The organism is Streptomyces sp. NPDC059788 (genome assembly GCF_042732265.1).
Taxonomy (GTDB): Bacteria; Actinomycetota; Actinomycetes; order Streptomycetales; family Streptomycetaceae; genus Streptomyces.
On the sequence record NZ_JBHWHY010000020.1, the window covers coordinates 65,746 to 88,530 of the forward strand.

The window sequence follows — 22,785 nt, forward strand, 5'->3', positions numbered from 1 at the left end:
CTTTCGCCGGAGCGTAACCGCTGGCGCTAATCTAGAACAAGTTTCAGTACGGATCGGCCGCGACCGGCCGGCGACCGGCTCGCGGCACCCGTGCGGGCCACCGCGGCCGGCAGGCTACTGATCAGTTCAAGGAGCTTCGAATCTACCGGCCCGGAACCCGTCGAATGGAGCCGCACCAGGTGATTCGCGCCACCACCCGCGCCCCTGCCATGCTGTGCCGATCGCATGACCGGTACGCGTCGCACCGCGGACGGACTGTCACGGAATGGGATATATGACTACGGACTCCACAGCGGCCGGAGCGGCGCTTCCCGCCAGTCCTCCCCTGACCGCGCGTCAGGAGGCCCGCCGCCGCCGCATCCTGCACGCCAGCGCCCGGCTGGCCAGCCGCGGCGGGTTCGACGCCGTGCAGATGCGCGAGGTGGCCGAGTCGTCCGACGTGGCGCTCGGCACCCTCTACCGGTACTTCCCGTCCAAGGTGCACCTGCTCGTGGCGACCATGCAGGACCAGTTGCAGCATCTGCACGAGACGCTGCGCAAGCGCCCGCCGACGGAGCGGGAGCCCGGCGCGCGGGTCGCGCAGACGCTGATGCGGGCCTTCCGGGCGCTGCAGCGCGAACCGCACCTGGCGGACGCCATGGTGCGCGCCCTGACGTTCGCCGACCGCTCGGTGAGCCCGGAGGTGGACACCGTCTCCCGGCTCACCACGACGATCATCCTGGACGCGATGGGGCTGGACGGCGCGCCGACGCCGGAGCAGCTGTCCGCCGTCCGGGTCATCGAGCACACCTGGCACTCGGCGCTGATCACCTGGCTGTCCGGGCGCGCCTCGATCGCCCAGGTGAAGATCGACATCGAGACCGTCTGCCGGCTCATCGACCTCACCGCACCCGGACCGCGCGCCTGACGTGAAGGCTACGAACGGGTAACCCCTGACATGGCGCATTCGGGGCGCGCGCAACCCCAACGCGCGCCCCCACGCATCCGCTTGGCCAGTTTCCCGGGTCCATGACAGCGGCATTGCCGGTATGAATTCCGGGTACTCGCAAAGGTGCCGGTACACGGGGGTCTGGAGGGGGACTGCAGTGATCCGGGTGTTACTCGTTCACGACATCTGTCTGTTCCGATGGGCGTTGACGGAAGTGCTCGACCGGGAGAACGACATCGACGTCGCCGCCGCCACCACCCGTGACGCGGCGGAACGGGTACGGGCCGTACGCCCCGACGTCTGCGTCGTGGACGCGGAGAGTCCGGAACCCACCGGCCAGGGGATACTGCGCAAGTTATCCAGACTGGGGAAAGCGAAAGGCCCGGGGAAAACCCCGGCGCTGCTGGTGCTCGGCTCGGCGCACCGTCCCGGTCCACTGCGCCGGGCCTTCGAGGCGAACGCCCTCGGATACGTCGACAAGGAAGCCTCACCGGTGCAGCTGACCACCGGAATACGGCAGGTGGCGGCGGGGAAACGGTTCATCGACGGTTCGCTGGGCTTCGGTTTCCTCCAGGCCGCCGACATTCCGCTGACCCGCCGCGAGCTGAGCGTGCTGTCACTGGCCGCCGAGGGCTCCTCGGTCTCCGAGATCGCCGGCGTCCTGCATCTGTCGACCGGGACCGTGCGCAACTACATGTCCGCCATCACCCGCAAGACGGGGGCCCGCAACCGCGTCGACGCCATCCGCATCTCGCGCGGGGAGGGCTGGCTCTAGCGGCGGGACGGCCGGGGCCGCGGCAGCCGACGCCACGGGGTCCGCCGAAGAAGTGCCGGCCTCCTGCGCCTCCCACCCCTCGTGCGCCCAGCCACCCGTCAGTTCGCGGTAGAGCGCCGACCGCCGCAGCAGGTCGCCGTGCCGGCCCGTCCGGGCGTGCGTACCGTCCATCACCAGCACCCGGTCGGCCCGCAGCGCCGAACTGATGCGGTGCGCGACGACGATCAGCGAGCCGCCGGGGCGGGCCGCGAAGGCGCGTTCGGCGCGGGCCTCGGCCGCCGGGTCGAGGTGGCACGTCGCCTCGTCGAGGACGACCAGCGGCGCGGGCGCGAGGTAGGCGCGGACCAGGGCGATCAGCTGGCGCTCCCCCGCGGACAGCCCGTCGGGGGCGAGCGCGGCGTCCGGCCCGCCCAGCCGCGCCAGCAGCGCGTCGGCGCCGACCGCCTCGGCGGCGGCCGCGATGTCCGTGTCCGTGCCCCGGTCGCCGGGGCACAGGTAGAGCAGGTTCTCCCGTACGGAGCCGGAGAAGACGTACGCCTCCTGCGGCACGAGCACCCGGTCCGCGGCGGCGGGCCGCCGGACCTCGCCGCTGTCGGGCTCCAGCAGGCCCGCGACCAGCCCGGCGAGGGTGGACTTGCCGATGCCGCTCGGGCCCACGACGGCCAGGTGCCCGCCCACCGGCACGGTCAGGTCCAGGCCGCGGACGACCGGGTCGGCGTGCGGGCCGTACGCGAAGGTCACGCCGGTCAGTTCGACGGCGCGCCCGGCGCGGGGCGCGCTGTGCGGCCGGGCGTGCACCGGCGCGGCCACCGGCTCGGCGGTGAGGCGGCGCAGCACCACGCCCAGGCGGGTACCGGCCGTGCCCAGGCCGTGCATCAGGCTCTGGAGCGCGGGCAGCAGCGACTGCGTGAGATACGCGAGCGCGCCCACCAGCGCGCCGGGCGTCACCCCGCGGCCGAGCAGCCAGGGCGCGGCGACCAGCAACAGGACGATGGGCAGCCGCCCGCTGATCCCGAGGGCGAGCACCCGGCACACGCTCCAGCGGGCCAGGGCACGCGACGCCTGCTGTTCGGCGTCGAACCGCTCACCCGCCGCGTCGGCCACGGTCCGCTCCGCACCGGCCGCGGTGATGTCGCGCAGCCCGCCGACCGCCGCGCCGGTCTCCTCGGCGAGGGCCTCGTCGGCCGTGAGGAACGCCTCCTGCCGGCGGGCCATCGGCCGCAGCGCCCCGGCGAACAGTGCCAGGCCGAGCAGCAGCGGCGGCAGGACCAGCAGCAGGAGTACGGGGGCGAGCGAGCACAGCCCGGCCAGCGCCCCGGCGGTGACGAAGACGAACGAGCGGGACACCAGCACCAGTCCGGCGAAGGTGTCCCGGGCGATCTCCACCTGGTGGGTCAGCCGGGAGACCGCCGCGCCGTCGGGGGCGTACAGCCCGCGGGCGACGACCTTGCGCACCAGGGCGTCGCGCAGCGGTTCCACCAGGTCGGCCACGGCCCCGTAGACCCGCGCGGTCCCGTACGCGCCGGCGCCGACGCAGAGCGCGGCGGCGGCCAGCCAGGCGACGCCGACGACCGGGGAGCCGCGCAGGAAGCCGTCGTCGAGGGCGTGCGCGAGCGCGTATCCGAACAGGAAGGTCTGCCCGGACTCGACCAGTGACCAGCCCGCGAGCCGGCCCAGGACCCGGCGCCGCCGCTTGAGGAAACGCGGGCCGGAGCGCCGCAGCGCTTCCCCGGGGACGGTTCCCCGCCGCCGTGCGGCGGCCGGAACGGCTTCAGACATGCGCGGCCTCCTTCGGGACCGTGGCGAACAGCGCCCGGTAATCGGGCAGCTGCCACAGCTCGGCGTGCGGCGCAAGGGCGCGAATCCGCCCGTCGTCGAGCCAGGCGACCAGGTCGGCGCGGGCGGCGGTGGCGGCGCGGTGCGCGACGACGATGCGGGTGGCGGCCCGCACGTCGCGCAGCAGGGCGCGGGTGACGTTCAGTTCGGTGACGGTGTCCAGGCTGGACGTGGCGTCGTCGAGGACGAGCAGCCGCTCGGCGTGCGCGAACGCCCGTGCCAGGCCGAGCCGCTGGGTCTCACCGCCGGACAGCGGCGCGTCCGCGCACGGCGTCGCGTAGCCGTCGGGCAGGCGGTGGATGAAGGGCGCGGCGCAGGCGGCCTCTGCGGCGGCCTCGATGTCCTTGTGCCCGGGTGCGTACGAGCCGAGGGCCAGGGTGTCGCGGAGGGTGGCGCCGAGGACCGCCGGGCGTTCGAAGGCGTAGCCGACCGCGCGGCGCAGGGCGTCGTGCGACAGGTCGGGCAGCGGTACGTCATCGAGGGTGATCATGCCGGAGTCCGGGTCGGCCAGCCGTCCGGCGACCGCGGCCAGCACGGACTTGCCGGTGCCGGAGCGGCCGACGACGGCGACCGAGGAGCCGCCGGGCACGGTCAGGTCCAGGCCGCGCAGCACGGGGCGGTCACCGCGCCGCACGGTGACGCCGTGCAGCTTCAGCGTGCCGTTGCCCGAGCCGAGCTGCCGCCGCCCGTAGGGCATCGCCGGTATCTCCAGGGCCTCGGCGATGCGCCGGGCGGCGGCGCGGGCGTGCACCAGGCTGTTGAGCCGGCCGACGACCTGGCCGACCCCGGTGGCCAGCGCCGCGTACCGGGACGCGGCGAGCAGCGCGCCGACGGTCAGCGCGCCCTGCGACAGCCGGATTCCGGCGACGCACAGCACGGCGATCTGGAGCAGCGGTACGAGCATGGCGGCCTGGGCCGTCGAGCGTCCCAGGACGTGCCACATGCGGTGGCCGTGCGCGGCGAGGCCGGGCAGCGGGGCGAGGATGCGGGCGGCCTCGCGGCGCTGGGTGCCCGCGGCGGTGATGGTGCGGGCGCCGCCGACCGCCTCGACGAGCCGGCCGGCCATGTCGCCCTGGCTCTCCTGGTAGCGCCCCACGCAGTCGCCGGTGTCGCGCGCGAAGGCACGCAGCAGGAGGGCCAGCAGCGGCATGCCCAGGAGGAAGGCGGCGGCGGTCCACACATCCACGTACACCAGCGCGACGAGCGCGCCGACCGGTGTGACGACGGCGGCGAGCGAGGCGGCCAGGGCGGTGGGGGCGGTACCGGCGTGGGTGGCGTTGCCGACGACGCGGGTGACCAGGTCGCCGGTGCCGTACCGCTCGGTGGCGCGCGGCCCGGCGGCGAGGAGGTGGTGGGTCAGGCGCCGCCGTACCCAGGCGGTGCCGCGGGCGTCGGTGGTGCCGGTGAGGAGCCCGTCGAGGGCGTCCAGCAGGACGATCAGGCCGGTCAGGGCCGCGCAGACGGTGAGCCAGCCCGCCGCGGGCCGGTGTTCCAGCAGCAGGTCGAGGGTGTGGCCGAGGGCGGCGGGGAGGGCCAGGCCGAGGCCGGCCGAGGTGACGGTGAGCAGCAGGAGCGCGGTGGCACGCAGGGCACTGTGGCGCAGGGCGCCGCCCAGCAGCCGGTCGGCGGGGGTCACGGTCACAGCCTCTCCAACGGGGTGTGCGTGCGGCCCGCGCAGGGGCCGCACGCACGTCCGGATCACAACTCCCGGATCTGGTCTACCGGTTCAGGCATTCCGGCAGAGCTCTCCGATCGGTCCGATCAGAGACACAGGACGATGCTGGCGTCACTCCAGCAGAGCAGGAGGCTGGCCTCGCTGCCGCCACCGCCGCCGCCGTGCTCCGGAGCGTCCATCGCCTGCAGGTCGAGAAGCGCCATGACACTTTCCTCTCACTATGGGGACGTTGTCGTGCTGGTTGTGCTGTGTTGCAGGTGGTGCTGCTGTGCCGGGTGGCGGGTCTCCCCGGAGCACCCGGTGGTACGGCTCCGGCACGGCGGCCGGGGCCGGCTTCAGGGCCGCCGGATCTCCGGGGAGGGCGGCGGGAGGAAGGGCAACTGGACGGGCCGGTCGTGCAGCGCGGCGCCGAGGGCCAGCAGGCAGCCCGCCGTCCCGGTCGCCAGGTCCATCGACAGGCGCATCATCTGGTCGCCCGGGAAGGCCAGGTGCTTCTGGTACGGCATGGCGTACCAGCTCAGATAGGAGATCTGGGCCGCCAGTTCGCCGTCGAGGTCGGCGCCCGGGGTGGTGGTACGCGCCAGGTGCAGCACGCATCCCGCACGGCCGCGGAAAAGGCCGGGCTGCGCGTAGAAGCGGGACCTGGCGGCGGGCAGGATGGCGGTGCGGGCCTCCTGGAACTCCTCGTCCGAGCGGTGCGCCAGGTAGTCGTCGAGCACCGTCGCGATGCCGACGCTGCCGCCGCCGAGGTACGGCAGTGTCCGCCAGCCCTCGTCCACGACCAGGGTGCCGTTCTTGTTCCGTACGCAGCGCGCCAGGTCGCGGCGGAGGGCCTCGGCCGCGAGGTCGAGCAGGCCCGGGTCGCCGGTGCTCTCGTACAGCCGCAGGAAGAGCAGCGCGGGTCCGCTGGCGCCGCGCAGCAGCCCGGCCCGCTTTCCGCAGGCGTCGAGCCGGTCGGCGGTGTGTCCGGCGGCCTCCAGGGCCCGGTCGCGCAGTTCGCGCTCGCCGCGGGTGCGTGCGAGGTGGTCGAGTGCCAGGCCGACGCCGGCCAGGCCGCCGTGCAGGTCGGGGGCGAGGCGGTGCCACTTCTCGGCGAGGACCCGCTCCATCAGCTCCATGGCCCGCTCGGCGTGGCCCAGCCGGTCCAGTACGCAGGCGACGCCGGCCAGTCCGTCGTAGAAGCCGAGCGAGGTGCCGGGAGGAGGCGGGGCGGTCTGCCGCAACAACCACTCCTCGCCTTCCCCGTACCTCCCGGCACCGGTCTCGGCGAGTGCGTGCAGGACGCCCGCGGCGCCGTACGCGATGCCCAGCCCGCCGCCGTCGGTGAACTGGGCGATGTCGCCGGGGAAGAGCCGGTCGGTGCGTTCGGGGGTGGCCGAGGCGAGGATGCCGCGGACCATCGAGTCACGGCAGTGCGGCCAGTCGGCGGGTTCGGCGGGGAGGTAGGGCGCGGGTGCGTGGCGGCGCTTCGCCGAGGGGGCCTGCGCGGGGGCGGCCGGGGCCTCCTGCGGCCGTACTTCCGGTGTCCCCTGGATGACCTCCACCGCTTCGGCGAGGAACTCGGCCGGTACGTCAGGGAACTCGTGCGCCACGATCTCGGCGAGGTGCGCGGCCTTGTCCCGGTCGATCACCAGCAGGGTGGTCATCGGCAGGAACAGCGCGAGCCGCAGGCAGGCGAGCGCGTAACGGTCCACCTCGAAGCCGGTGCGGTCGGCCGGGGCGATGAAGCCGGGGTGTGCCAGCGTCTGCCGCTGCGCCTCGCCGGCCTCCGCCGCGGCCTCGAAGTCCAGGAGTTTCACGCCCTTCTCGTCGGGCGCGACCATGATGTTGAACATGTGCAGGTCGTTGAAGACCACGCCGCGGCGGTGCACGGCGGCCACCACGTCCTCGACGGCGGCGTGGACGCCCAGCGCCCACCGCGTGTAGTCGGCCAGCGCGGACGGCTCCGGCGCGGTCCCGATCAGCGGGTGCCGTTCGGCGAAGAAGGAGTTGAGGGTGCGCCCCTCAAGGAAGTCCATGACCAGGAAGCGGTGGTCGTCCAGAGTGAACCAGTCACGGACCTCGGGGGCGACACCGAGCCCGGACAGCTTCTCCAGGGCGGCCCGTTCGCGTTCCAGGCGGGTGACGGCGTCGGCGCGGTCGGCGGCCAGGCCGGCGTGCGGGCGGGCTTCCTTGAGCACCACCTTGTCGCCGGTGCGCCGGTCGCGGCCCAGGTAGACGCCGCCGCCGTTGGAGAAGTGCAGCGCCGACTCGATCTGGTACGGCAGGTCGGCGACGGTGGTGGAGTTGCGGGCGGCGAGCTGCGGGGCGAGGAAGTCCGGCAGCGTCACCCACTCCGGCGGCCGGAATCTCGGCTCGCGCCGGTCGGGGACCAGCTTCCCTTCGGCGTTCTCGATCGCGCCGACCAGGTTGCCGTGCTCGTCGACGCAGTAGCGCCGGGCGAATCCGCCGTACCGCACGTAGAGCGGGCCGTCCTGCCAGCGCAGGTCGCTGAGGATGTACGGGCCCTGCTCGCCGGCCAGCAGCGCGCCCAGCTCCCGCAGGATGGTGTGCAGCGCCTGCTCGTCCGACGGGTAGATGGTGGCGAACTTGCCGCTCGAACCGCGGTCGGCGTACTTGGAGTTGCGCAGGTGCAGCGGGCGCGGGCCCGGCACGAACTTGAACGGGATCAGCCGCGCGACGCAGTAGTCCCAGACCTGGGAGGCCATCTTCTCGGCGTTGTCCGTACAGGCCGAGACGTGGATCTTCCAGCCCTGCGCGGGCAGTCCGGGTCGCGGCTGTCCCTCGGCGTCGACCGGATTGACGTGAAGCCAGTCCCCGGAGAGGAAACAGCGCCACCCTTCGGGGACTGCGCGTTGCGCCGCCTCGTACAGGGGGCCGCGTTCCGACGCGGCTCCGGTCCCGGCGGACAGACGGTCCGGGGTCTCGTAGAAGAATCTGTCGGCGAGACAGTAAACCTCGTACCGCTTGTCCATCATCTCCCCCTCGGCGGCGTGGCACAGAGATTTCCACGCCGCCGAGGGGCGTTAACAGTCGCAGATGTCACGAGGTCGCCGTGAGAAGTTCACGGGTTACTGACGGTACGTACCGGTGGGCGCGGGCCTCGCACCCGTACCGCCCAGCGGGAACGCCCGTGGGCTCCGGTGGCCGGAAGCCGCTCACTCTCCGGGGGTCTCGCGCCCCAGTGGTCCCGGCTCCTCGGGGGGGGCTCACTCCTCGGGCGGGAAGACGGCCTCTCCCGTGTCGGCGAGCGTCACGGTGATCGCCTCGACGGGACAGCCCTCCGCCGCCGCGAGCACGTCGTCACAGGCGTCGCACTCGGCCCGTACGGGGTGCGACTGGCGGGCCGCGTCCAGCTCGAAGCCGCCGGGCGCGGTGGCCGCGCACAGGCCGGAGCCGATGCACACGTTCCGGTCCACCGCCACGTGCCAGCGGGTCCCGGGGTCCGTCCCCCCGGGCCCGCCCTTGCCGGTCCGGGCCGCGTCGTCCGTGCCGCTCATAGCGTCCTCACCCCTTCGCGGGCAGGTGGATCATCTTGTGCTCCAGGTAGGCGCCGAAGCCCTCGGGCCCGAACTCCCGCCCGATGCCGGAGTTCTTGTATCCGCCGAAGGGTCCGAGCATGTCGATGCTGAAGGTGTTCACCGAGTATGTGCCGGTGCGCACCCGCCGCGCGACGTCGATGCCGTGCTCGGTGTCGGCCGTCCACACCGAGCCGGACAGCCCGTAGTCGGAGTCGTCGGCGATGCGGACCGCCTCGTCCTCGTCGTCGTACGGCAGCAGGCAGATCACCGGGCCGAAGATCTCCTCGCGGGCGATGCGCATGGAGTTGGACACCTCGCCGAACAGCGTCGGCTCCACGTACCAGCCGGTCTCCAGACCCTTCGGCCGCCCGCCGCCCGTGAGGATCTTGGCGCCCTCCCGCTGTCCGAGGGCGATGTAGTCCAGCGACCGCTGCCGCTGGCGCCGGGCGACCAGCGGGCCGACCTCGGTCGCCGGGTCCAGCGGGTCGCCCACGCGCAGGGCGGACGCGGCGGCGGTGAAGCGTTCGGCGATCTCGTCGTAGCGCTCGCGCGGCGCGAGGATGCGCGACTGCGCGATGCACGCCTGCCCGTTGATCAGCCACGCGAACGGCACGATGCCCGCCACCGCGGCGTCCAGGTCGGCGTCCGGCAGGATCACGGCCGCCGACTTGCCGCCCAGTTCCAGCGTCACCCGCGTCAGGTTGCGCGCCGCGACCTCCATGACGCGCCGGCCCGCGGCGACCGACCCGGTGAAGGCCACCTTGTCCACGTCCGGGTGCCCGACCAGGTACTCGCTCACCTCCCGGTCCGCCGGGAGGATCGACAGCACCCCCGGGGGCAGCCCGGCCCCGCTCACGATGTCCGCCAACAGGTAGGCGTCCAGCGGCGTCTCGGGCGACACCTTGAGGACCACCGAACAGCCCGCCAGCAGCGCCGGTGCCAGCTTGGCCGCCGCGGTGAACTGCGGCACGTTCCACGGCACCACGGCCGCCACCACGCCCACCGGCTCGCGCCGCACCAGCAGCGGCCCGAGCGCGCCGGCCCGGCGCTCCTCGAACGGGAAGTCGCGGGCGACGGTGAGCGCCGCGTCCCACGCCATCATCGCGGCCAGCGCCTGCACCAGCACGCCGGAGGTGTACGGGGTGCCGTTCTCGGCGCTGATGACCTTGGCGATCTCCTCGCTCCGTACGGCGAAGGCGTCCTTGATGCGCGTGACCACCGCGATCCGCTCCGCGAGCGGCGTACGCGCCCACACCCCGGAGTCGAAGGAGGCGCGGGCCGCGGCGACGGCGCGGTCCACGTCGGCGCGCGAGGCGTGCGGCACCCGGCCGATGACCTGCTCGGTGTGCGGCGAGACCACCTCGATGGTGCCGCCGCCGGCCGGGTCGGCGAACTCGCCGCCTATGTAGAGCTTTTCGTACTCGACGAGTGCGCTCATGGCTGCCGCCTCCTGCGGGTCGACCGATGGGTGATCGCGTACGGAACGTTTCTGACGCCGCATCAGGACTGATACCAGTTCTAGTTATGCTGGGCAATGCTCGGCACGGGGGCGCGGCCGGTCCGCGCGGAGGCGGAGGTGCGGCGGATGACGACAGCAGCCAGGACCGGGACGGCGGAGGCCGGTCCCCGGGTGACCGACCACCGGGGCGGTGTGTGGTCCATCGCCGTGCCCATCCCGGACAACCCGCTCGGCCACACCCTCGTCCACCTGCTGGAGACCGGCCGGGGCCCGGTCCTCGTGGACACCGGGTGGGACGACCCGGACGCCTGGGACACCCTGACCGCCGGGATCGCCGCCTGCGGCTTCGAGGTCACCGACCTGCACGGCGTGCTGATCACCCACCACCACCCCGACCACCACGGCCTCTCCGCCCGCGTCCGGGAGGCGTCCGGCGCGTGGATCGCCATGCACGCGGCGGACGCCGCCGTCGTACGCCGCACCCGGGAGGCCGCACCCGGCCGGTGGCTCGACTACTTGATCACCAAGCTGGCCGCGGCCGGCGCGCCCGACAGCCACCTGGAGCCCCTGCGCACGGCGCGCGCCAAGGGCCGGGCACGCGGCCTGCCCGGACAGCGGGCCGCGCTGCCCGACCGCGACATCGCCCCCGGCGAACTCCTCGACCTGCCCGGCCGCCGGCTCCGCGCCGTCTGGACCCCCGGCCACACGCCCGGCCATGTGTGCCTGCACCTGGAGGAGGACCATCCGGCGCGGCGGCCCGGCCACGGGCGGCTGTTCTCCGGCGACCATCTGCTGCCGGGCATCAGCCCGCACATCGGGCTGTACGAGGACCCGGACGACACCACCCCCGCCGACCCGCTCGGCGACTACCTCGCCTCCCTGGAACGGGTCGCCCGGCTCGCGCCCGCCGAGGTGCTGCCCGCCCACCAGCACGCCTTCACGGACGCGGCCGGCCGGGTGCGCGAGCTGCTCGCCCACCACGAGGAGCGGCTCGCCGGGCTGCGCGCGCTGCTCGCCGTACCCCGTACGCCCTGGCAGCTCGCCGAGGCCATGGAGTGGAACCGGCCGTGGGAGCGGATTCCGTACGCCTCGCGGACCATCGCCGTCTCGGAGGCGGAGGCGCATCTGCGGCGGCTGGTCCGGCTGGGGCTGGCGGAGGCGGTGCCGGGGTCGCGTGGGGCGTCCGGGGCGGAGCCGGTGACGTACCGGGCGGTGTGAGGGGGCGCCGGCCGGGCCCGTGACCGGGACTCCCCCGGCCCGCCGGTTAAGGTGTGCGAGACAATTTCATCCTGTGCCCGATCGGGGGAAGCCGGTGGAAATCCGGCGCTGACCCGCAACCGTGATCCGGGACGTACGGCATCGACTCACCCGGTCGGCCGCCGGGCCGCGCACCGGCCCCGCGCCCGGCCGCCCGCGCGGCTCCGTACGCCCGGGCAGCCGGAGCACCCGCTGGGGCACGACCAAGGCTCCCGCCACCGCAAGGCCGCGCCTCCTCGCGCGGACGCCCGGTGCGCGGCACCGTCGAGGTAAGCGGAGCTGAGCCCGGTGCCACCGCCGCCGATCACCGATCGGCGGACGGCGGGGCGTCCGAGTGCGGCTGCGCACCCACCGCAGCACCCACCCGCAGCGAACCGATCCGAGAGGCACCGACCCGATGGCCACCACGGCTCCCCAGGTTTCCCTGGCTCCCAGGGCTTCCACGGCCCCCACCTTCGCCGCCCTGGCGCGCCGCGCCGCCGCGGCGCTGGCCGGCGCCGCCGTGCTGTGCGCGGCCGGCGCGCCCGTGGCCACCGCCGACTCCGCCGCACCCGCCGCGCAGGCGTCCAAGCTGCCAGACGGGCTGTACGGCACCAAGGACCCGCAGTACGACGGCGTCTGGCGGCAGTCGCTCGCCCTCCTCGCGCAGCGCACCGTCGGCGTGCGCCCGTCGGTGACCGGCGTCGACTGGCTCGCCGGGCAGCAGTGCTCCGACGGCGCCTTCACCGCCTTCCGCGCCGACCCGGGCAAGGCGTGCGACGGCAAGACGATGCGGGACACCAACCAGACGGGCGCCGCGGTACAGGCGCTGGCCGCGCTCGGCGGCCACGACGACGCCGTACAGAACGCCGTGAAGTGGCTGAAGTCGGTGCAGAACGATGACGGCGGCTGGCCCTCGATGGGCGGCTCGCCCAGCGACGCCAACTCCACCTCCGTGGTGATCGGCGCGCTGAAGGCGGCCGGCGAGAAGCCGGAGTCCGTGCAGAAGGGCGGCAAGTCCCCGTACGACGCGCTCGTCGCCTTCCAGCTGGGCTGCGACGCGAAGGAAGGGGAGCGCGGCGCGTTCGCCTTCCAGCCCAAGGACGGCAAGCTCGCCCCGAACGCCGACGCCACGGCCGCGGCCGTCCTGGGCGGCCTGGGCGACGGCTTCGTGGTCAGCCCGGCGGGCAAGGACGTCAACCAGCCGGTCGAGCCCCTGAAGTGCGCCGGGGGCGAGGACAAGAAGCGCGACCCGGAGCAGGCCGCCCAGGGCGGCGCCGCGTACCTGGCCTCGGTGCTCGCCGCGGGCGACCAGCACCTGAAGTCCGCGATGCCCGGCGCCGAGGACCAGCCCGACGTCGGCAACACCGCCGACGCCGTCGTGGCGCTCGCCGCCGCCTCCCACGGCGACGCCGCGCAGAAGCCGCTGCAGTGGCTGGAGAAGAACTCGGCCGACTGGGCCAAGGAGGCCGGCCCGGCCGCGTACGCACAGCTGGTGCTCGCCGCGCACGCCGCCGGCGGCGACCCGCGCAAGTTCGGCGGCGCCGACCTCGTCGCCCAGCTGAACGCCACCGGGCCGAAGCCGGCCGGCAGCTCCGCGCCGTCCGCCACGCCCGAGAAGGACGCGCAGGACCAGGACGAGCAGGACTCCGGCGTGTGGTGGATCGTCGGCATCGTCTTCGTGGCGAGCGTCGGCGCCGGGTTCCTGCTGAGCGGCCGCCGGAAGAAGAGCGGCGTCTGATGCGCCACGCGCCACGGTCCCGCTCACCGCGCCTCCTCGGCGCCCTGGCCCTGGCCGGTACGGTCCTGGGCCTGGGCGCCGCGCCCGCCCAGGCCCAGGAGTACCGCTACTGGTCCTTCTGGGACGGGCCGTCCGCGGAAGCCGCGGCGTCCGGGGGCGGCGGCTGGTCGTACGCGACCGAGGGGCCGGCCACCAGCCGCCCCCGGGACGGTGCCGTGGCGGGCCTGCGTTTCACCGTCAGCGCCGGCTCCGCCGAGGCGGGCAGACCGCGCCGCGCGGCGGACTTCGCCGCGATCTGCGCGAAGACGCCCGCCGAGGACGGCTCCAAGCGCGTCGGACTGGTCCTCGACTTCGGTACGAAGGCGGAGGCACCGGCCGGGGAGAACCCGCCGCCGGTCCGCACGGAGTGCGTGCGGCTGCCCGAGGACGGCACGGTCGGCGACGCGCTGGCCGCGGCGGCCAAGCCGCTGCGGTACGACACGAACGCGCTGCTGTGCGCGATCTCCGGATATCCGAAGGCGGGGTGCGCGGAGAAGGCGGTGCCGGGGCCCGGTTCCGGTTCACCGGGCACCGAAACCGCCAAGGACGCGGTCGCCGGCAAGCGGGCGGACGACGACTCGGGCGGCCCCTCCGCCGGACTGATCGGTGGCATCGCCGTCGTGGTCGTCCTGGGCGCGGCGGCCGGGTGGCAGGCCCGCCGCCGCCGCGGATGAGCGCCCGCGTCCCCGGCGTCCCCCGCGCCACCCGTTCCACCGCGCTGCACGCGGGCGCCTGGTGGCTGTGGGCACTGGGCCTGGCCACCGCCGCGTCCCGGACGACCAACCCGCTGCTGCTGGGGCTGCTGATCGGCGTGGCGGGATACGTCGTCGCGGCGCGCCGCACGGACGCGCCGTGGGCCCGCTCGTACGGCGCGTTCCTGAAGCTGGGCCTGCTGGTGATCGGCATCCGGCTGGTCTTCGCGTTCTTCCTCGGCTCCCCCATCCCGGGCACGCACGTGCTGCTCACGCTGCCGGAAGTGCCGCTGCCCGAGTGGGCGCGCGGCGTGCGGATCGGCGGCCGGGTCACTGCCGAGGGCATGCTGTTCGCCTTCTACGACGGGCTGAAGCTGGGCACCCTCCTCATCTGTGTCGGCGCCGCGAACGCGCTCGCCAGTCCGGCGCGACTGCTGAAGTCGCTGCCGGGCGCGCTGTACGAGGCGGGCGTCGCGGTCGTCGTCGCGATGACGTTCGCGCCCAACCTCGTCGCCGACGTGCAGCGGCTGCGGGCCGCGCGCCGGCTGCGCGGCCGCCCCGACCGGGGCTTCAAGGCGCTGCTCCAGGTGGGGCTGCCGGTCCTGGAAGGCGCACTGGAACGTTCGGTGTCGCTGGCCGCCGCCATGGACGCGCGCGGATACGGCCGTACGGCACAGGTCCCGCCCGCCGTACGCCACACCACCACCGCGCTCACCCTCGGCGGCCTGCTCGGCGTCTGCGCCGGTACGTACGGGCTGCTGGCCGACACCGGAGCGGCGTACGGCCTGCCGGTGCTGCTCGCCGGACTGGTCGCGGCCCTCGGCGGGCTGTGGCTGGGCGGCCGGCGGTCCGTACGCAGCCGCTACCGTCCCGACCGGTGGGGCGTGCGCGCCTGGCTGGTGTCGGGCTCCGGCGTCGCGGTGGCCGCCCTGATGATCTGGGCGAACTCCGCCGACCCGACCGCCCTGCACCCGCCCGCCATCCCGCTCACCGCGCCCGTCCTCCCGCTGTGGCCCGCCGCGGGTGTCCTGCTGGGGCTGCTCCCCGCGTTCGTCGCGCCGCTGCCGCCGCGGGCGGAGCAGCCGGCGGAGCCCGTGGGGAAGGAACCCGGGCGGGTACGGGCAAGGAAGTCACCGGCGCCGGGCGCGCCGGGCGCGAAGCCGTACACGAAGGAGTCCCCCCAGTGATCCGCTTCGACCAGGTGTCGGTCACCTACGGGGACGCGGCGCGACCCACCGTCCAGGGCATCGACCTCACCGTCGCGGAGGGCGAACTGTGCCTGCTCGTCGGCCCGTCCGGCGTCGGCAAGTCCACCGTCCTGAACGCCGTCTGCGGCCTCGTGCCGCACTTCACCGGCGGCACCCTGCGCGGCCGTGTCACCGTGGCCGGGCGGGACACCCGTACCCACAAGCCGCGCGAACTCGCCGACGTCGTCGGCACCGTGGGCCAGGACCCGCTCGCCCACTTCGTCACCGACACCGTCGAGGACGAACTCGCCTACGGCATGGAGTCCCTGGGCCTGGCCCCCGACGTCATGCGGCGCCGCGTCGAGGAGACCCTCGACCTGCTCGGCCTCGCCGACCTGCGCGACCGCGCCATCACCACGCTCTCCGGCGGCCAGCAGCAGCGCGTCGCCATCGGCTCGGTCCTCACCACCCACCCCAAGGTGCTGGTCCTGGACGAGCCGACCTCCGCCCTGGACCCGGCCGCCGCCGAGGAGGTGCTCGCGGTACTGCAACGCCTGGTGCACGACCTCGGCACGACGGTCCTGCTGGCCGAACACCGCCTGGAGCGCGTCGTCCAGTACGCGGACCAGGTCATCCTGCTGCCCGCGCCCGGCGCGCCCCCGGTCGTCGGCGCCCCCGCCGATGTCATGGCCGTCTCCCCCGTCCACCCGCCGGTGGTGGCCCTGGGGCGGCTCGCCCGCTGGGACCCCCTGCCGCTGTCCGTACGAGACGCCCGGCGCAAGGCGTCGTCGCTGCGGGAGCGGCTGGCGGGAGTGGAGGCGGGGGAAACGAGGGAGACGGGGGAAGCGGGCGGGCTCGCCGGGGCTGGGACCGGGGCGGCCGGCATCGGTACCGGCACCGGCCCCGTTATCGGCCCGGGACCTGGCGCCGACGCTGGTGCCGGCCCGGAGGACGGCGTCTCCCCCCGTAAGCGCTTCGGCCGGTGGCGCCGCCGCGAGGAGCATCGCGAGGACCGGCACCGGGCCGGGGCTGCGGCCGGGTCCGGGCACGAGGCCGCACCGGCACCGGCACCCGCACCCGCACCCGCACCCGCACCCGCACCCGACGGCTCCGGCGGCCGCCTCGCCGCCGAGACCGTGGGGCTCTCCGTACGGCGCGGGCGGATCGACGCCCTGCACCGCGTCGGCCTGACCGTACGCGCCGGCGAGACCATCGCCCTCATGGGCCGCAACGGCGCGGGCAAGTCCACCCTGCTCACCACCCTGGTCGGCATGCACGAGCCCGCCGCCGGCTCGGTACGCGTCGGCGGCGCCACGCCGCACCGCACCGGTCCGCGCGCCCTGCTGCGGCACGTCGGCCTCGTACCGCAGGAACCGCGCGACCTCCTCTACGCGGACACGGTCGCCGCCGAGTGCGCCGCCGCCGACCACGACGCGGACGCCGCCCCCGGCACCTGCCGGGACCTGGTCACCCGGCTGCTCCCGGACGTGGCCGACAACACCCACCCGCGCGACCTCTCCGAGGGCCAGCGGCTCGCCCTCGCGCTGGCCGTCGTGCTCACCGCCCGGCCACCGCTGCTCCTGCTCGACGAGCCGACCCGCGGCCTGGACTACGCGGCCAAGGGCCGTCTCGTCCAGCTGCTGCGCGGGCTGGCCGCCGAGGGCCACGCGATCGTCCTGGCCACCCACGATGTCGAGCTGGCCGCCGAGCTGGCCCACCGCGTCGTCATCCTCGCGGACGGCGAGATCGTCGCGGACGGGCCGACCGCCGAGGTCGTCGTCTCCTCGCCCGCTTTCGCGCCGCAGGTCGCCAAGGTGCTCGCGCCGCTGCCGTGGCTCACCGTCCCCCAGGTCGCGCACGCACTGGAGACCACCGCATGACCCGCCACGACGACGTCCGCACCCCGGCCCCCGAAGCGCCCGGCACGTGGCCGCCCCCCGCCCGGACCCGTACGGCACCGGCGGACCGGCAGGCGCGGGCCGTACGGCTGGGGCCGCGCGCCGTCGCCGCACTCGTCCTCGTCTCCGCCATCGGCGTGATGGCCTTCGGGTGGCCGCTGCTGGCCGGCTCCGCCTCCGGTCTCGCGCACTCCAAGGACGCGCCGTGGCTGTTCGCGGCGCTGCTGCCGCTGCTGCTCGCCGTCGTCGTGGCCACGATCGCGGACACCTCGGCGGCCTCCTCGTCGGGCGGCGCGCCCAGCCTGGACTCGAAGGCCATCGCCATGCTCGGCGTGCTGGCCGCCGCGGGCGCGGCGATGCGGCCGCTGGGCGCGGGCACCGCCGGTATCGAGCCGATGTTCTTCCTGATGGTGCTGGCCGGGCGGGTCCTGGGGCCCGGCTTCGGCTTCGTGCTCGGCTCGGTGTCGATGTTCGCCTCCGCGCTGCTGACCGGCGGCGTGGGGCCGTGGCTGCCGTTCCAGATGCTGTCGATGGGGTGGGTGTCGATGGGCGCGGGCCTGCTGCCGGGCCCGGACCGGCTGCGCGGCCGCCGCGAACTGGTCATGATCGCGGTGTACGGCGCGGTCTCCGCCGTCCTGTACGGCCTGGTCATGAACCTCCAGGGCTGGCCGTACATCGGCGGCCTGGCCACCGGCGTCTCCTTCGTGCCGGGCGACCCGCTGCCCGAGAACCTGGCCCGCTTCGTGGCCTACTGCCTGGCGACCTCCCTGGGCTGGGACCTGCCGCGCGCCCTGGTCACGGTCGTCCTGACACTCACCCTCGGCGGCACCCTCCTCAAGGCCCTCCGCCGCGCCACACGCCGCGCGGCGTTCGACACACCGACGGCGTTCGGACCGGGGGCGGGGGCTGAGGCGGGGGCCGGGGGCGGGTCCGGGCCGGGGGCTGAGCCGAGGGCCGGGGGCGGGTCCGGGCCTGGGGCTGGGGCTGGGTCCGGGCGGGCTGGGACTGCGGGCTGAGGCAGTCCCCGTTCGCACCCCCGCCCGTAACACCCCGCCCACGCGTAATACCCCTATGCATCTCGCACCCATTACCTCCCCCTCCTCTCCGTGTGACCCCACCCACAGGACTTCCGTCACATACGGCCCGCCTTCGTAGCCGCCGTCCCGCCGACGATCCCCTCCCCCTCGGGCCGCGACGGGCAGGACCTTCCACCCACCGTGCGAGATCCACTAGTACGAGGGGGGTGTTGCCGGACCCGCCGGCCGTTTCCCAGGGTGGATACGTCGCCGAGCGCAGCGTGCTTCTTCCCCCCTTGGCCGCAGCCTCGGCGGCGCCCCTTGCACCCCACCGGAAGGCTTCTCCTCCCGTGAGCGTCACCTCGTCCACGATCACCAGCCGCCTTGCCACCCACAAGAAGGCCGTCGTCGCCGCCGGTGCCGTCGCCCTGGGTGCTTCGGCCGCCGTCTTCTCCGCCACGCCGGCCCAGGCCGCCGCCCCCGCGCAGGCCCCGTCCTCCGCGAGCGCGAGCGACGCCAAGGCCGCGGCGCACAAGCTGATCCCGGACCAGGCGCAGTACCAGTGCTTCAGCAACATCGTCGAGCGTGAGAGCGGCTGGGACCCGACCGCCACCAACCCGTCCAGCGGCGCCTACGGCCTCGTGCAGGCGCAGCCGGGCTCGAAGATGGCCTCGGCCGGCCCGGACTGGAAGACCAACCCGGAGACCCAGGTCAAGTGGGGCCTGGACTACATGAACTCCACGTACGGCAGCCCGTGCGACGCCTGGAACTTCTGGCAGTCCCACAACTGGTACTGAGCAGCCCGGGCCCCTGAAGCCCGCCCGCACTCCTGCCCCTAAGCGGCCGACGCCCCCGGCGTCGGCCGCTTTCGCCTATCCCGCCGCCCCGCTTCTCCCCTTCCCCCGCCCCCACCCCTCACTCTCCTCACCCTGCCCTCCCCACTCGTCGCTCCCCCTCCCCCTCTCCTCCCTCAGGACTCGGGGAAGACCCTTATGGCCCTTCCCCAAGGGCCGCCCTAGCATCGGCGCCATGTCTCGACACACCGGCAAATGGCGTCGGACCAAAGGGGGTTGGCGACCGTGGGGCGCCCGCCGTTCCACTGCCGTCGGCGCGGCAGCAGCACTCCTGGCGACAGCGACCGCCCTCGTCCCCCTCGCCACCGCACCACCCGCAGCCGCCACACCAGCCCGCCCGACCCCGACCCTGGCCCCGGCCCCGGCTCCGGCTCCGGCTCCGGCTCCGGCTCCGGCTCCGGCTCCGGCTCCGGCTCCGGCTCCGGCTCCGGCTCCGGCTCCGGCAACGCACCCTGCGCTCGCCTCCGTTGGCCGTGGCGCCCTCCTTTCCGTCACTCCTCTCGGTACGCAGGACCGCGCCCATCTCGTCGCCGCCGCCCGGAAGGCACAGTTCGCGGGCAGCGCGGCGGACTGGCGCGACGTCGTACGGCACGACGTGTCGGCGTACCGCCTCGGCTACCGCACCATCGCCCCGGACGGGCGGCCGACCACCGCTTCCGGGCTGCTCGTGCTGCCGCACGACGCCCCGGCCCGGCTGCCCGCCGTCGTACACACGCACGGCGGCATGACGGCCCGCGACCGCGCGCCCTCGGTCAACGGCGAAGGGCCGGACCACCTCGCCACCGCCCTCTACGCGGCGGGTGGCCGGGCCGCCGTCGCCCCCGACTACCTCGGGCTCGGCAAGGGACCGGGCCGGCACCCGTTCCTGCACACCGCGGCCACCGTCTCCGCCACCCTCGACATGCTCCGCGCCGCGCGCACCGCCGTACCCCGCCTGGACACCGCCCGCCCCACACCGCCGGAGCGGACCGGGCACACCGCCGAGCAGGCCGAGCACACCGCCGAACCGGCCGGGCGCGCTTCCCTCGACGGCCAGGTGTACGTCACCGGCTACTCGCAGGGCGGCCACGCCGCCATGGGCTTCGCCCGCGCCCTGGCCGAGGGGACGGACCCACGCTTCCGGCTGCGCGGGCTGGCGCCCGGTGGCGGCCCGTACGACCTGCTGAACGCCGAGATCCCGGCCGCGCTGGAAGGCCGCGTCAACGGCGTGGCCGCCGTACTGACCTTCTCCCAGGCCCTCACGTCACAGAACCACTTCCTCTCACCGCCGCTCTACTCCGATCCGCGCGAGGTCTTCCGCGCCCCGTACGCCTCCTACATCGACGGCCTCTTCAACGGCGAGCACCAGCAGGAGGAGGTCATCAGGAAACTCCCGGGGACGCTCAAGGAACTGTTCACCCACGCCTGGTACGAGAAGCTGCGCCACCCGTCCGGCGCCTTGCTCGACATGTTCCGCACCATCGACACCACCTGTTCCTGGGCACCCGAGGTGCCCGTGACGCTCTACACCGCGACCGGCGACCACGAGGTGGTCAAGGAGAACACCCTGAGCTGTGCCCGGCAGCTGACCGCACGGGGCGCCTCCGTGACGGTCGTCGACCGGGGCGCTGCCGGTCACCACGAGGTGTTCCAGCAATCCGTCCTGGACGTGACGCGCTCCTTCCCCCTCAAGGACTGAGGCCGCCCGCCCTCGCGGCCCACCCGCGCCGCCCGCCCTCGCGGCCCGCCAGTGCGGCCCGCCAGTGCCCGGTGACCCCGCCCAGTCCCCATGCCCCCGTCAGTGCCCGGTGGCGCCGTCGGTCCGCTCGCGCAGCAGGTCGGCGTGGCCGTTGTGCCGGGCGTACTCGGCTATCAGGTGGACCAGGACGCGGCGCAGGGAGACGGGGTCGCCGGAGGCCGCGTGGATGCCCGTCGCGTCCATGGACGGAGCGGCGGCCACGATGCGGCGGGAGTGCTCGCACTGCTCCCGCCAGACCGCCAGGGCCTCGGCCGGATCGCCGGACAGGTCGCCGAAATCCTGGTCCGGGTCGTCGTCCGAGTAATGGAGCATGGGCGGCCGTTCACCCGCGAACTGGATGTGGAACCACCAGCGCTCCACCGCGGCGAGGTGCCGTATCAGCCCGTGCAGGCTCATCCCGGACGGCGGCACCGTCCGCTCCGAGAGCCGCTCGGCGGGCACCCCGGAGCACTTCAGCTCGAAGGTGGCGCGGTGCCACTCCAGATAGCCGGTGAGGATCTCCCGCTCGTCCCCCACCAGCGGCGGACTCCGCCGCGCGGCGCCGTCACCCGGCCACGTCGGCGCGTAGTTCCCCCGCGGCACGGCGGCCGGCCGAGCCGCTGCCTGAACCCCTGATTCGTTCATGCCGCGAGTGTGACAGGGACCACTGACAACGCCCCGACCACCGGCGCGTCACCCGCATGCCTACCCCCTCACATCCGCGCCCTCCGCACCCTCCGCGCCCCTCACAACCGCTGAATGATCGTCCCCGTCGCCAGCCCGCCGCCCGCGCACATCGTGATCAGCGCGAACTCCTTGCCCGTACGTTCCAGTTCGTGCAGCGCCGTCGTGATCAGCCGCGCGCCGGTGGCGCCGACCGGGTGGCCCAGGGCGATCGCGCCACCGTTCACGTTGACCTTGTCCAGGTCCTGTTCGAAGACCCGCGCCCACGACAGCACGACCGACGCGAACGCCTCGTTGATCTCGACGAGGTCGATGTCCTTGAGCGACATCCCGGCCTTGCCCAGCACGGCCCGCGTCGCGTCGATGGGCCCGTCCAGGTGGTAGTGGGGATCGGCGCCGACCAGCGCCTGGGCGACGATCCGGGCGCGCGGTTTGAGTTTGAGCGCGCGGGCCATCCGCTTGGACGCCCACATCAGCGCGCACGCGCCGTCCGAGATCTGTGAGCAGTTGCCGGCCGTGTGCACAGCCGTGGGCATGACCGGTTTCAGGCCGCCGAGCGCCGCCAGGCTCGTGTCGCGCAGCCCCTCGTCACGGTCCACGAGCCGCCACATGCCCTGTCCGGCGGCCTGTTCCTCCTCCGTCGTCGGCACCTGGACCGCGAATGTCTCCCGCTTGAAGCGTTCCTCCGCCCAGGCCGCCGCGGCCCGTTCCTGCGAGAGCAGCCCCAGCGCGTCGACGTCCGCGCGGGTCAGCCCCCGGTTGCGGGCGATGCGTTCGGCGGCCTCGAACTGGTTGGGGAGGTCCACGTTCCACTCGTCCGGCCAGGGTTTGCCGGGGCCGTGCTTGGAGCCGCTGCCCAGCGGCACCCGCGACATCGCCTCCACACCGCACCCGATGCCGATGTCGATGACGCCGCCCGCGACCATGTTGGCGACCATGTGGTTGGCCTGCTGGGACGAGCCGCACTGGCAGTCCACGGTGGTGGCGGCGGTCTCGTACGGCAGGCCCATCGCCAGCCAGGCGGTGCGCGCCGGGTTCATGGACTGCTCGCCGGCGTGGGTGACCGTGCCGCCGACGATCTGTTCGACGCAGTCCGGCTGGATTCCGGTACGGGCGAGCAGCTCGCGGTAGGTCTCGCCGAGGAGGTAGGCGGGGTGGAGGTTGGCGAGCGCGCCACCGCGCCTGCCGATCGGGGTGCGTACGGCTTCGACGATGACGGGTTCCGCGGCCATGCTGACTCGTCCTCTCCTCACGTCCCGCAGGACGTCCCGGCACCCCCGACGATGGAACTGGTACGCGTTCTAGTTCCACGGACAGTTTCTTTGAGCCGCGGCCGGAGGCGCAAGGGTGCTGCACGGGCCTTCCGTCCGCAACGGCCGTAGAGTGGCGGCAGTTGAGGCCCCGCACCCCCTTGCCACTTATAGAACTCGTTATTACCTTCACCGCCATGAGCTGACGGCCCGTCAGTACCGCCGGCCGGCACCCGTTCGACGACAGGCCGCCAGGACCCCCGACCGGCGCCGGGCC

The 22,785-nt window shown here is 74.3% G+C and carries 17 protein-coding genes, 1 pseudogene and 1 riboswitch; of the genes and pseudogenes, 10 read left to right on the forward strand and 8 right to left on the reverse strand.

Features of this window, described 5'->3' with window-relative positions:
• Positions 1–274 precede the first annotated feature (274 nt).
• Positions 275–907: a TetR family transcriptional regulator gene (locus ACFV57_RS19155; RefSeq protein WP_385233185.1), complete on the forward strand. Its 633-nt coding sequence runs from the start codon at positions 275–277 to the stop codon at positions 905–907.
• Between the two features lie 121 nt (positions 908–1,028).
• Positions 1,029–1,619 (forward strand): annotated as a pseudogene (locus ACFV57_RS19160) (DNA-binding response regulator); the annotation flags it as partial.
• Here the strand turns inward: ACFV57_RS19160 and ACFV57_RS19165 are convergent.
• The 6 genes from ACFV57_RS19165 to ACFV57_RS19190 all read right to left on the reverse strand — a co-directional run bounded on the left by ACFV57_RS19165 (position 1,545) and on the right by ACFV57_RS19190 (position 10,173).
• Complete coding sequence (locus tag ACFV57_RS19165; protein ID WP_385233188.1) at positions 1,545–3,482, reverse strand: ATP-binding cassette domain-containing protein; 1,938 nt, start codon at positions 3,480–3,482, stop codon at positions 1,545–1,547. The pseudogene ACFV57_RS19160 and the gene ACFV57_RS19165 sit on opposite strands and share 75 nt — an antisense overlap.
• A complete protein-coding gene (locus ACFV57_RS19170; RefSeq protein WP_385233191.1) occupies positions 3,475–5,181 on the reverse strand; it encodes an ABC transporter transmembrane domain-containing protein in 1,707 nt (568 codons plus the stop codon). Before ACFV57_RS19170 ends, ACFV57_RS19165 begins: the two co-directional genes overlap by 8 nt.
• Before the next feature lie 119 nt (positions 5,182–5,300).
• Entirely contained in the window at positions 5,301–5,417 is a 117-nt protein-coding gene (locus ACFV57_RS19175) for a SapB/AmfS family lanthipeptide (RefSeq protein WP_073761776.1), read from the reverse strand.
• Between the two features lie 132 nt (positions 5,418–5,549).
• The gene (gene lanKC / locus ACFV57_RS19180; RefSeq protein ID WP_385233429.1) at positions 5,550–8,189 is read right to left on the reverse strand and encodes a class III lanthionine synthetase LanKC; all 2,640 of its coding nucleotides are present in this window, start codon (positions 8,187–8,189) and stop codon (positions 5,550–5,552) included.
• A 234-nt stretch (positions 8,190–8,423) separates the two neighbouring features.
• A complete protein-coding gene (locus ACFV57_RS19185) occupies positions 8,424–8,714 on the reverse strand; it encodes a ferredoxin (protein ID WP_385233194.1) in 291 nt (96 codons plus the stop codon).
• A 7-nt stretch (positions 8,715–8,721) separates the two neighbouring features.
• The gene (locus ACFV57_RS19190) at positions 8,722–10,173 is read right to left on the reverse strand and encodes an aldehyde dehydrogenase (protein ID WP_385233197.1); all 1,452 of its coding nucleotides are present in this window, start codon (positions 10,171–10,173) and stop codon (positions 8,722–8,724) included.
• 147 nt (positions 10,174–10,320) lie between these two features.
• Here ACFV57_RS19190 and ACFV57_RS19195 point away from each other — a divergent pair, with 147 nt between their 5' ends.
• The 8 genes from ACFV57_RS19195 to ACFV57_RS19230 all read left to right on the forward strand — a co-directional run bounded on the left by ACFV57_RS19195 (position 10,321) and on the right by ACFV57_RS19230 (position 20,535).
• A complete protein-coding gene (locus ACFV57_RS19195; RefSeq protein ID WP_385233200.1) occupies positions 10,321–11,412 on the forward strand; it encodes an MBL fold metallo-hydrolase in 1,092 nt (363 codons plus the stop codon).
• A gap of 54 nt (positions 11,413–11,466) precedes the next feature.
• Positions 11,467–11,568, forward strand: a riboswitch (cobalamin riboswitch).
• Between the two features lie 280 nt (positions 11,569–11,848).
• On the forward strand, positions 11,849–13,171 hold the full coding sequence (locus tag ACFV57_RS19200) for a prenyltransferase/squalene oxidase repeat-containing protein (protein ID WP_385233203.1): 1,323 nt from the start codon (positions 11,849–11,851) through the stop codon (positions 13,169–13,171).
• On the forward strand, positions 13,171–13,884 hold the full coding sequence (locus ACFV57_RS19205; RefSeq protein WP_385233206.1) for an SCO2322 family protein: 714 nt from the start codon (positions 13,171–13,173) through the stop codon (positions 13,882–13,884). The genes ACFV57_RS19200 and ACFV57_RS19205 overlap by 1 nt, the downstream gene beginning before the upstream one ends.
• A complete protein-coding gene (locus ACFV57_RS19210; RefSeq protein WP_385233209.1) occupies positions 13,881–15,089 on the forward strand; it encodes an energy-coupling factor transporter transmembrane component T in 1,209 nt (402 codons plus the stop codon). The genes ACFV57_RS19205 and ACFV57_RS19210 overlap by 4 nt, the downstream gene beginning before the upstream one ends.
• The gene (locus ACFV57_RS19215) at positions 15,086–16,969 is read left to right on the forward strand and encodes an ABC transporter ATP-binding protein (protein ID WP_385233212.1); all 1,884 of its coding nucleotides are present in this window, start codon (positions 15,086–15,088) and stop codon (positions 16,967–16,969) included. The genes ACFV57_RS19210 and ACFV57_RS19215 overlap by 4 nt, the downstream gene beginning before the upstream one ends.
• Complete coding sequence (locus ACFV57_RS19220; RefSeq protein ID WP_385233214.1) at positions 16,966–18,003, forward strand: ECF transporter S component; 1,038 nt, start codon at positions 16,966–16,968, stop codon at positions 18,001–18,003. Before ACFV57_RS19215 ends, ACFV57_RS19220 begins: the two co-directional genes overlap by 4 nt.
• Before the next feature lie 350 nt (positions 18,004–18,353).
• Complete coding sequence (locus ACFV57_RS19225; protein WP_385233217.1) at positions 18,354–18,800, forward strand: transglycosylase SLT domain-containing protein; 447 nt, start codon at positions 18,354–18,356, stop codon at positions 18,798–18,800.
• A gap of 652 nt (positions 18,801–19,452) precedes the next feature.
• On the forward strand, positions 19,453–20,535 hold the full coding sequence (locus ACFV57_RS19230) for an alpha/beta hydrolase family protein (RefSeq protein WP_385233220.1): 1,083 nt from the start codon (positions 19,453–19,455) through the stop codon (positions 20,533–20,535).
• A gap of 99 nt (positions 20,536–20,634) precedes the next feature.
• Here ACFV57_RS19230 and ACFV57_RS19235 read toward each other — a convergent pair whose 3' ends face one another.
• Both ACFV57_RS19235 and ACFV57_RS19240 read right to left on the reverse strand, forming a co-directional pair.
• Positions 20,635–21,219 carry a DinB family protein gene (locus ACFV57_RS19235; RefSeq protein WP_385233223.1) on the reverse strand — a complete coding sequence of 195 codons (585 nt, stop codon included), beginning with the start codon at positions 21,217–21,219 and terminating at the stop codon, positions 20,635–20,637.
• A 101-nt stretch (positions 21,220–21,320) separates the two neighbouring features.
• Positions 21,321–22,490, reverse strand: coding sequence for a steroid 3-ketoacyl-CoA thiolase (locus ACFV57_RS19240; RefSeq protein ID WP_385233226.1), 1,170 nt, complete (start codon positions 22,488–22,490; stop codon positions 21,321–21,323).
• Between the last annotated feature and the right edge of the window lie 295 nt (positions 22,491–22,785).

Excerpts from the sequence above, each read along its gene's own strand:
- ACFV57_RS19240 (WP_385233226.1), bottom strand. The coding sequence starts at position 22,490 with ATGGCCGCGGAACCCGTCATCGTCGAAGCCGTACGCACCCCGATCGGC.
- ACFV57_RS19165 (WP_385233188.1), bottom strand. The coding sequence starts at position 3,482 with ATGTCTGAAGCCGTTCCGGCCGCCGCACGGCGGCGGGGAACCGTCCCC.
- ACFV57_RS19195 (WP_385233200.1), top strand. The coding sequence starts at position 10,321 with ATGACGACAGCAGCCAGGACCGGGACGGCGGAGGCCGGTCCCCGGGTG.
- ACFV57_RS19205 (WP_385233206.1), top strand. The coding sequence starts at position 13,171 with ATGCGCCACGCGCCACGGTCCCGCTCACCGCGCCTCCTCGGCGCCCTG.
- ACFV57_RS19155 (WP_385233185.1), top strand. The coding sequence starts at position 275 with ATGACTACGGACTCCACAGCGGCCGGAGCGGCGCTTCCCGCCAGTCCT.
- ACFV57_RS19185 (WP_385233194.1), bottom strand. The coding sequence starts at position 8,714 with ATGAGCGGCACGGACGACGCGGCCCGGACCGGCAAGGGCGGGCCCGGG.
- ACFV57_RS19235 (WP_385233223.1), bottom strand. The coding sequence starts at position 21,219 with ATGAACGAATCAGGGGTTCAGGCAGCGGCTCGGCCGGCCGCCGTGCCG.
- ACFV57_RS19190 (WP_385233197.1), bottom strand. The coding sequence starts at position 10,173 with ATGAGCGCACTCGTCGAGTACGAAAAGCTCTACATAGGCGGCGAGTTC.
- ACFV57_RS19175 (WP_073761776.1), bottom strand. The coding sequence starts at position 5,417 with ATGGCGCTTCTCGACCTGCAGGCGATGGACGCTCCGGAGCACGGCGGC.
- ACFV57_RS19200 (WP_385233203.1), top strand. The coding sequence starts at position 11,849 with ATGGCCACCACGGCTCCCCAGGTTTCCCTGGCTCCCAGGGCTTCCACG.
- lanKC (WP_385233429.1), bottom strand. The coding sequence starts at position 8,189 with ATGGACAAGCGGTACGAGGTTTACTGTCTCGCCGACAGATTCTTCTAC.
- ACFV57_RS19220 (WP_385233214.1), top strand. The coding sequence starts at position 16,966 with ATGACCCGCCACGACGACGTCCGCACCCCGGCCCCCGAAGCGCCCGGC.
- ACFV57_RS19210 (WP_385233209.1), top strand. The coding sequence starts at position 13,881 with ATGAGCGCCCGCGTCCCCGGCGTCCCCCGCGCCACCCGTTCCACCGCG.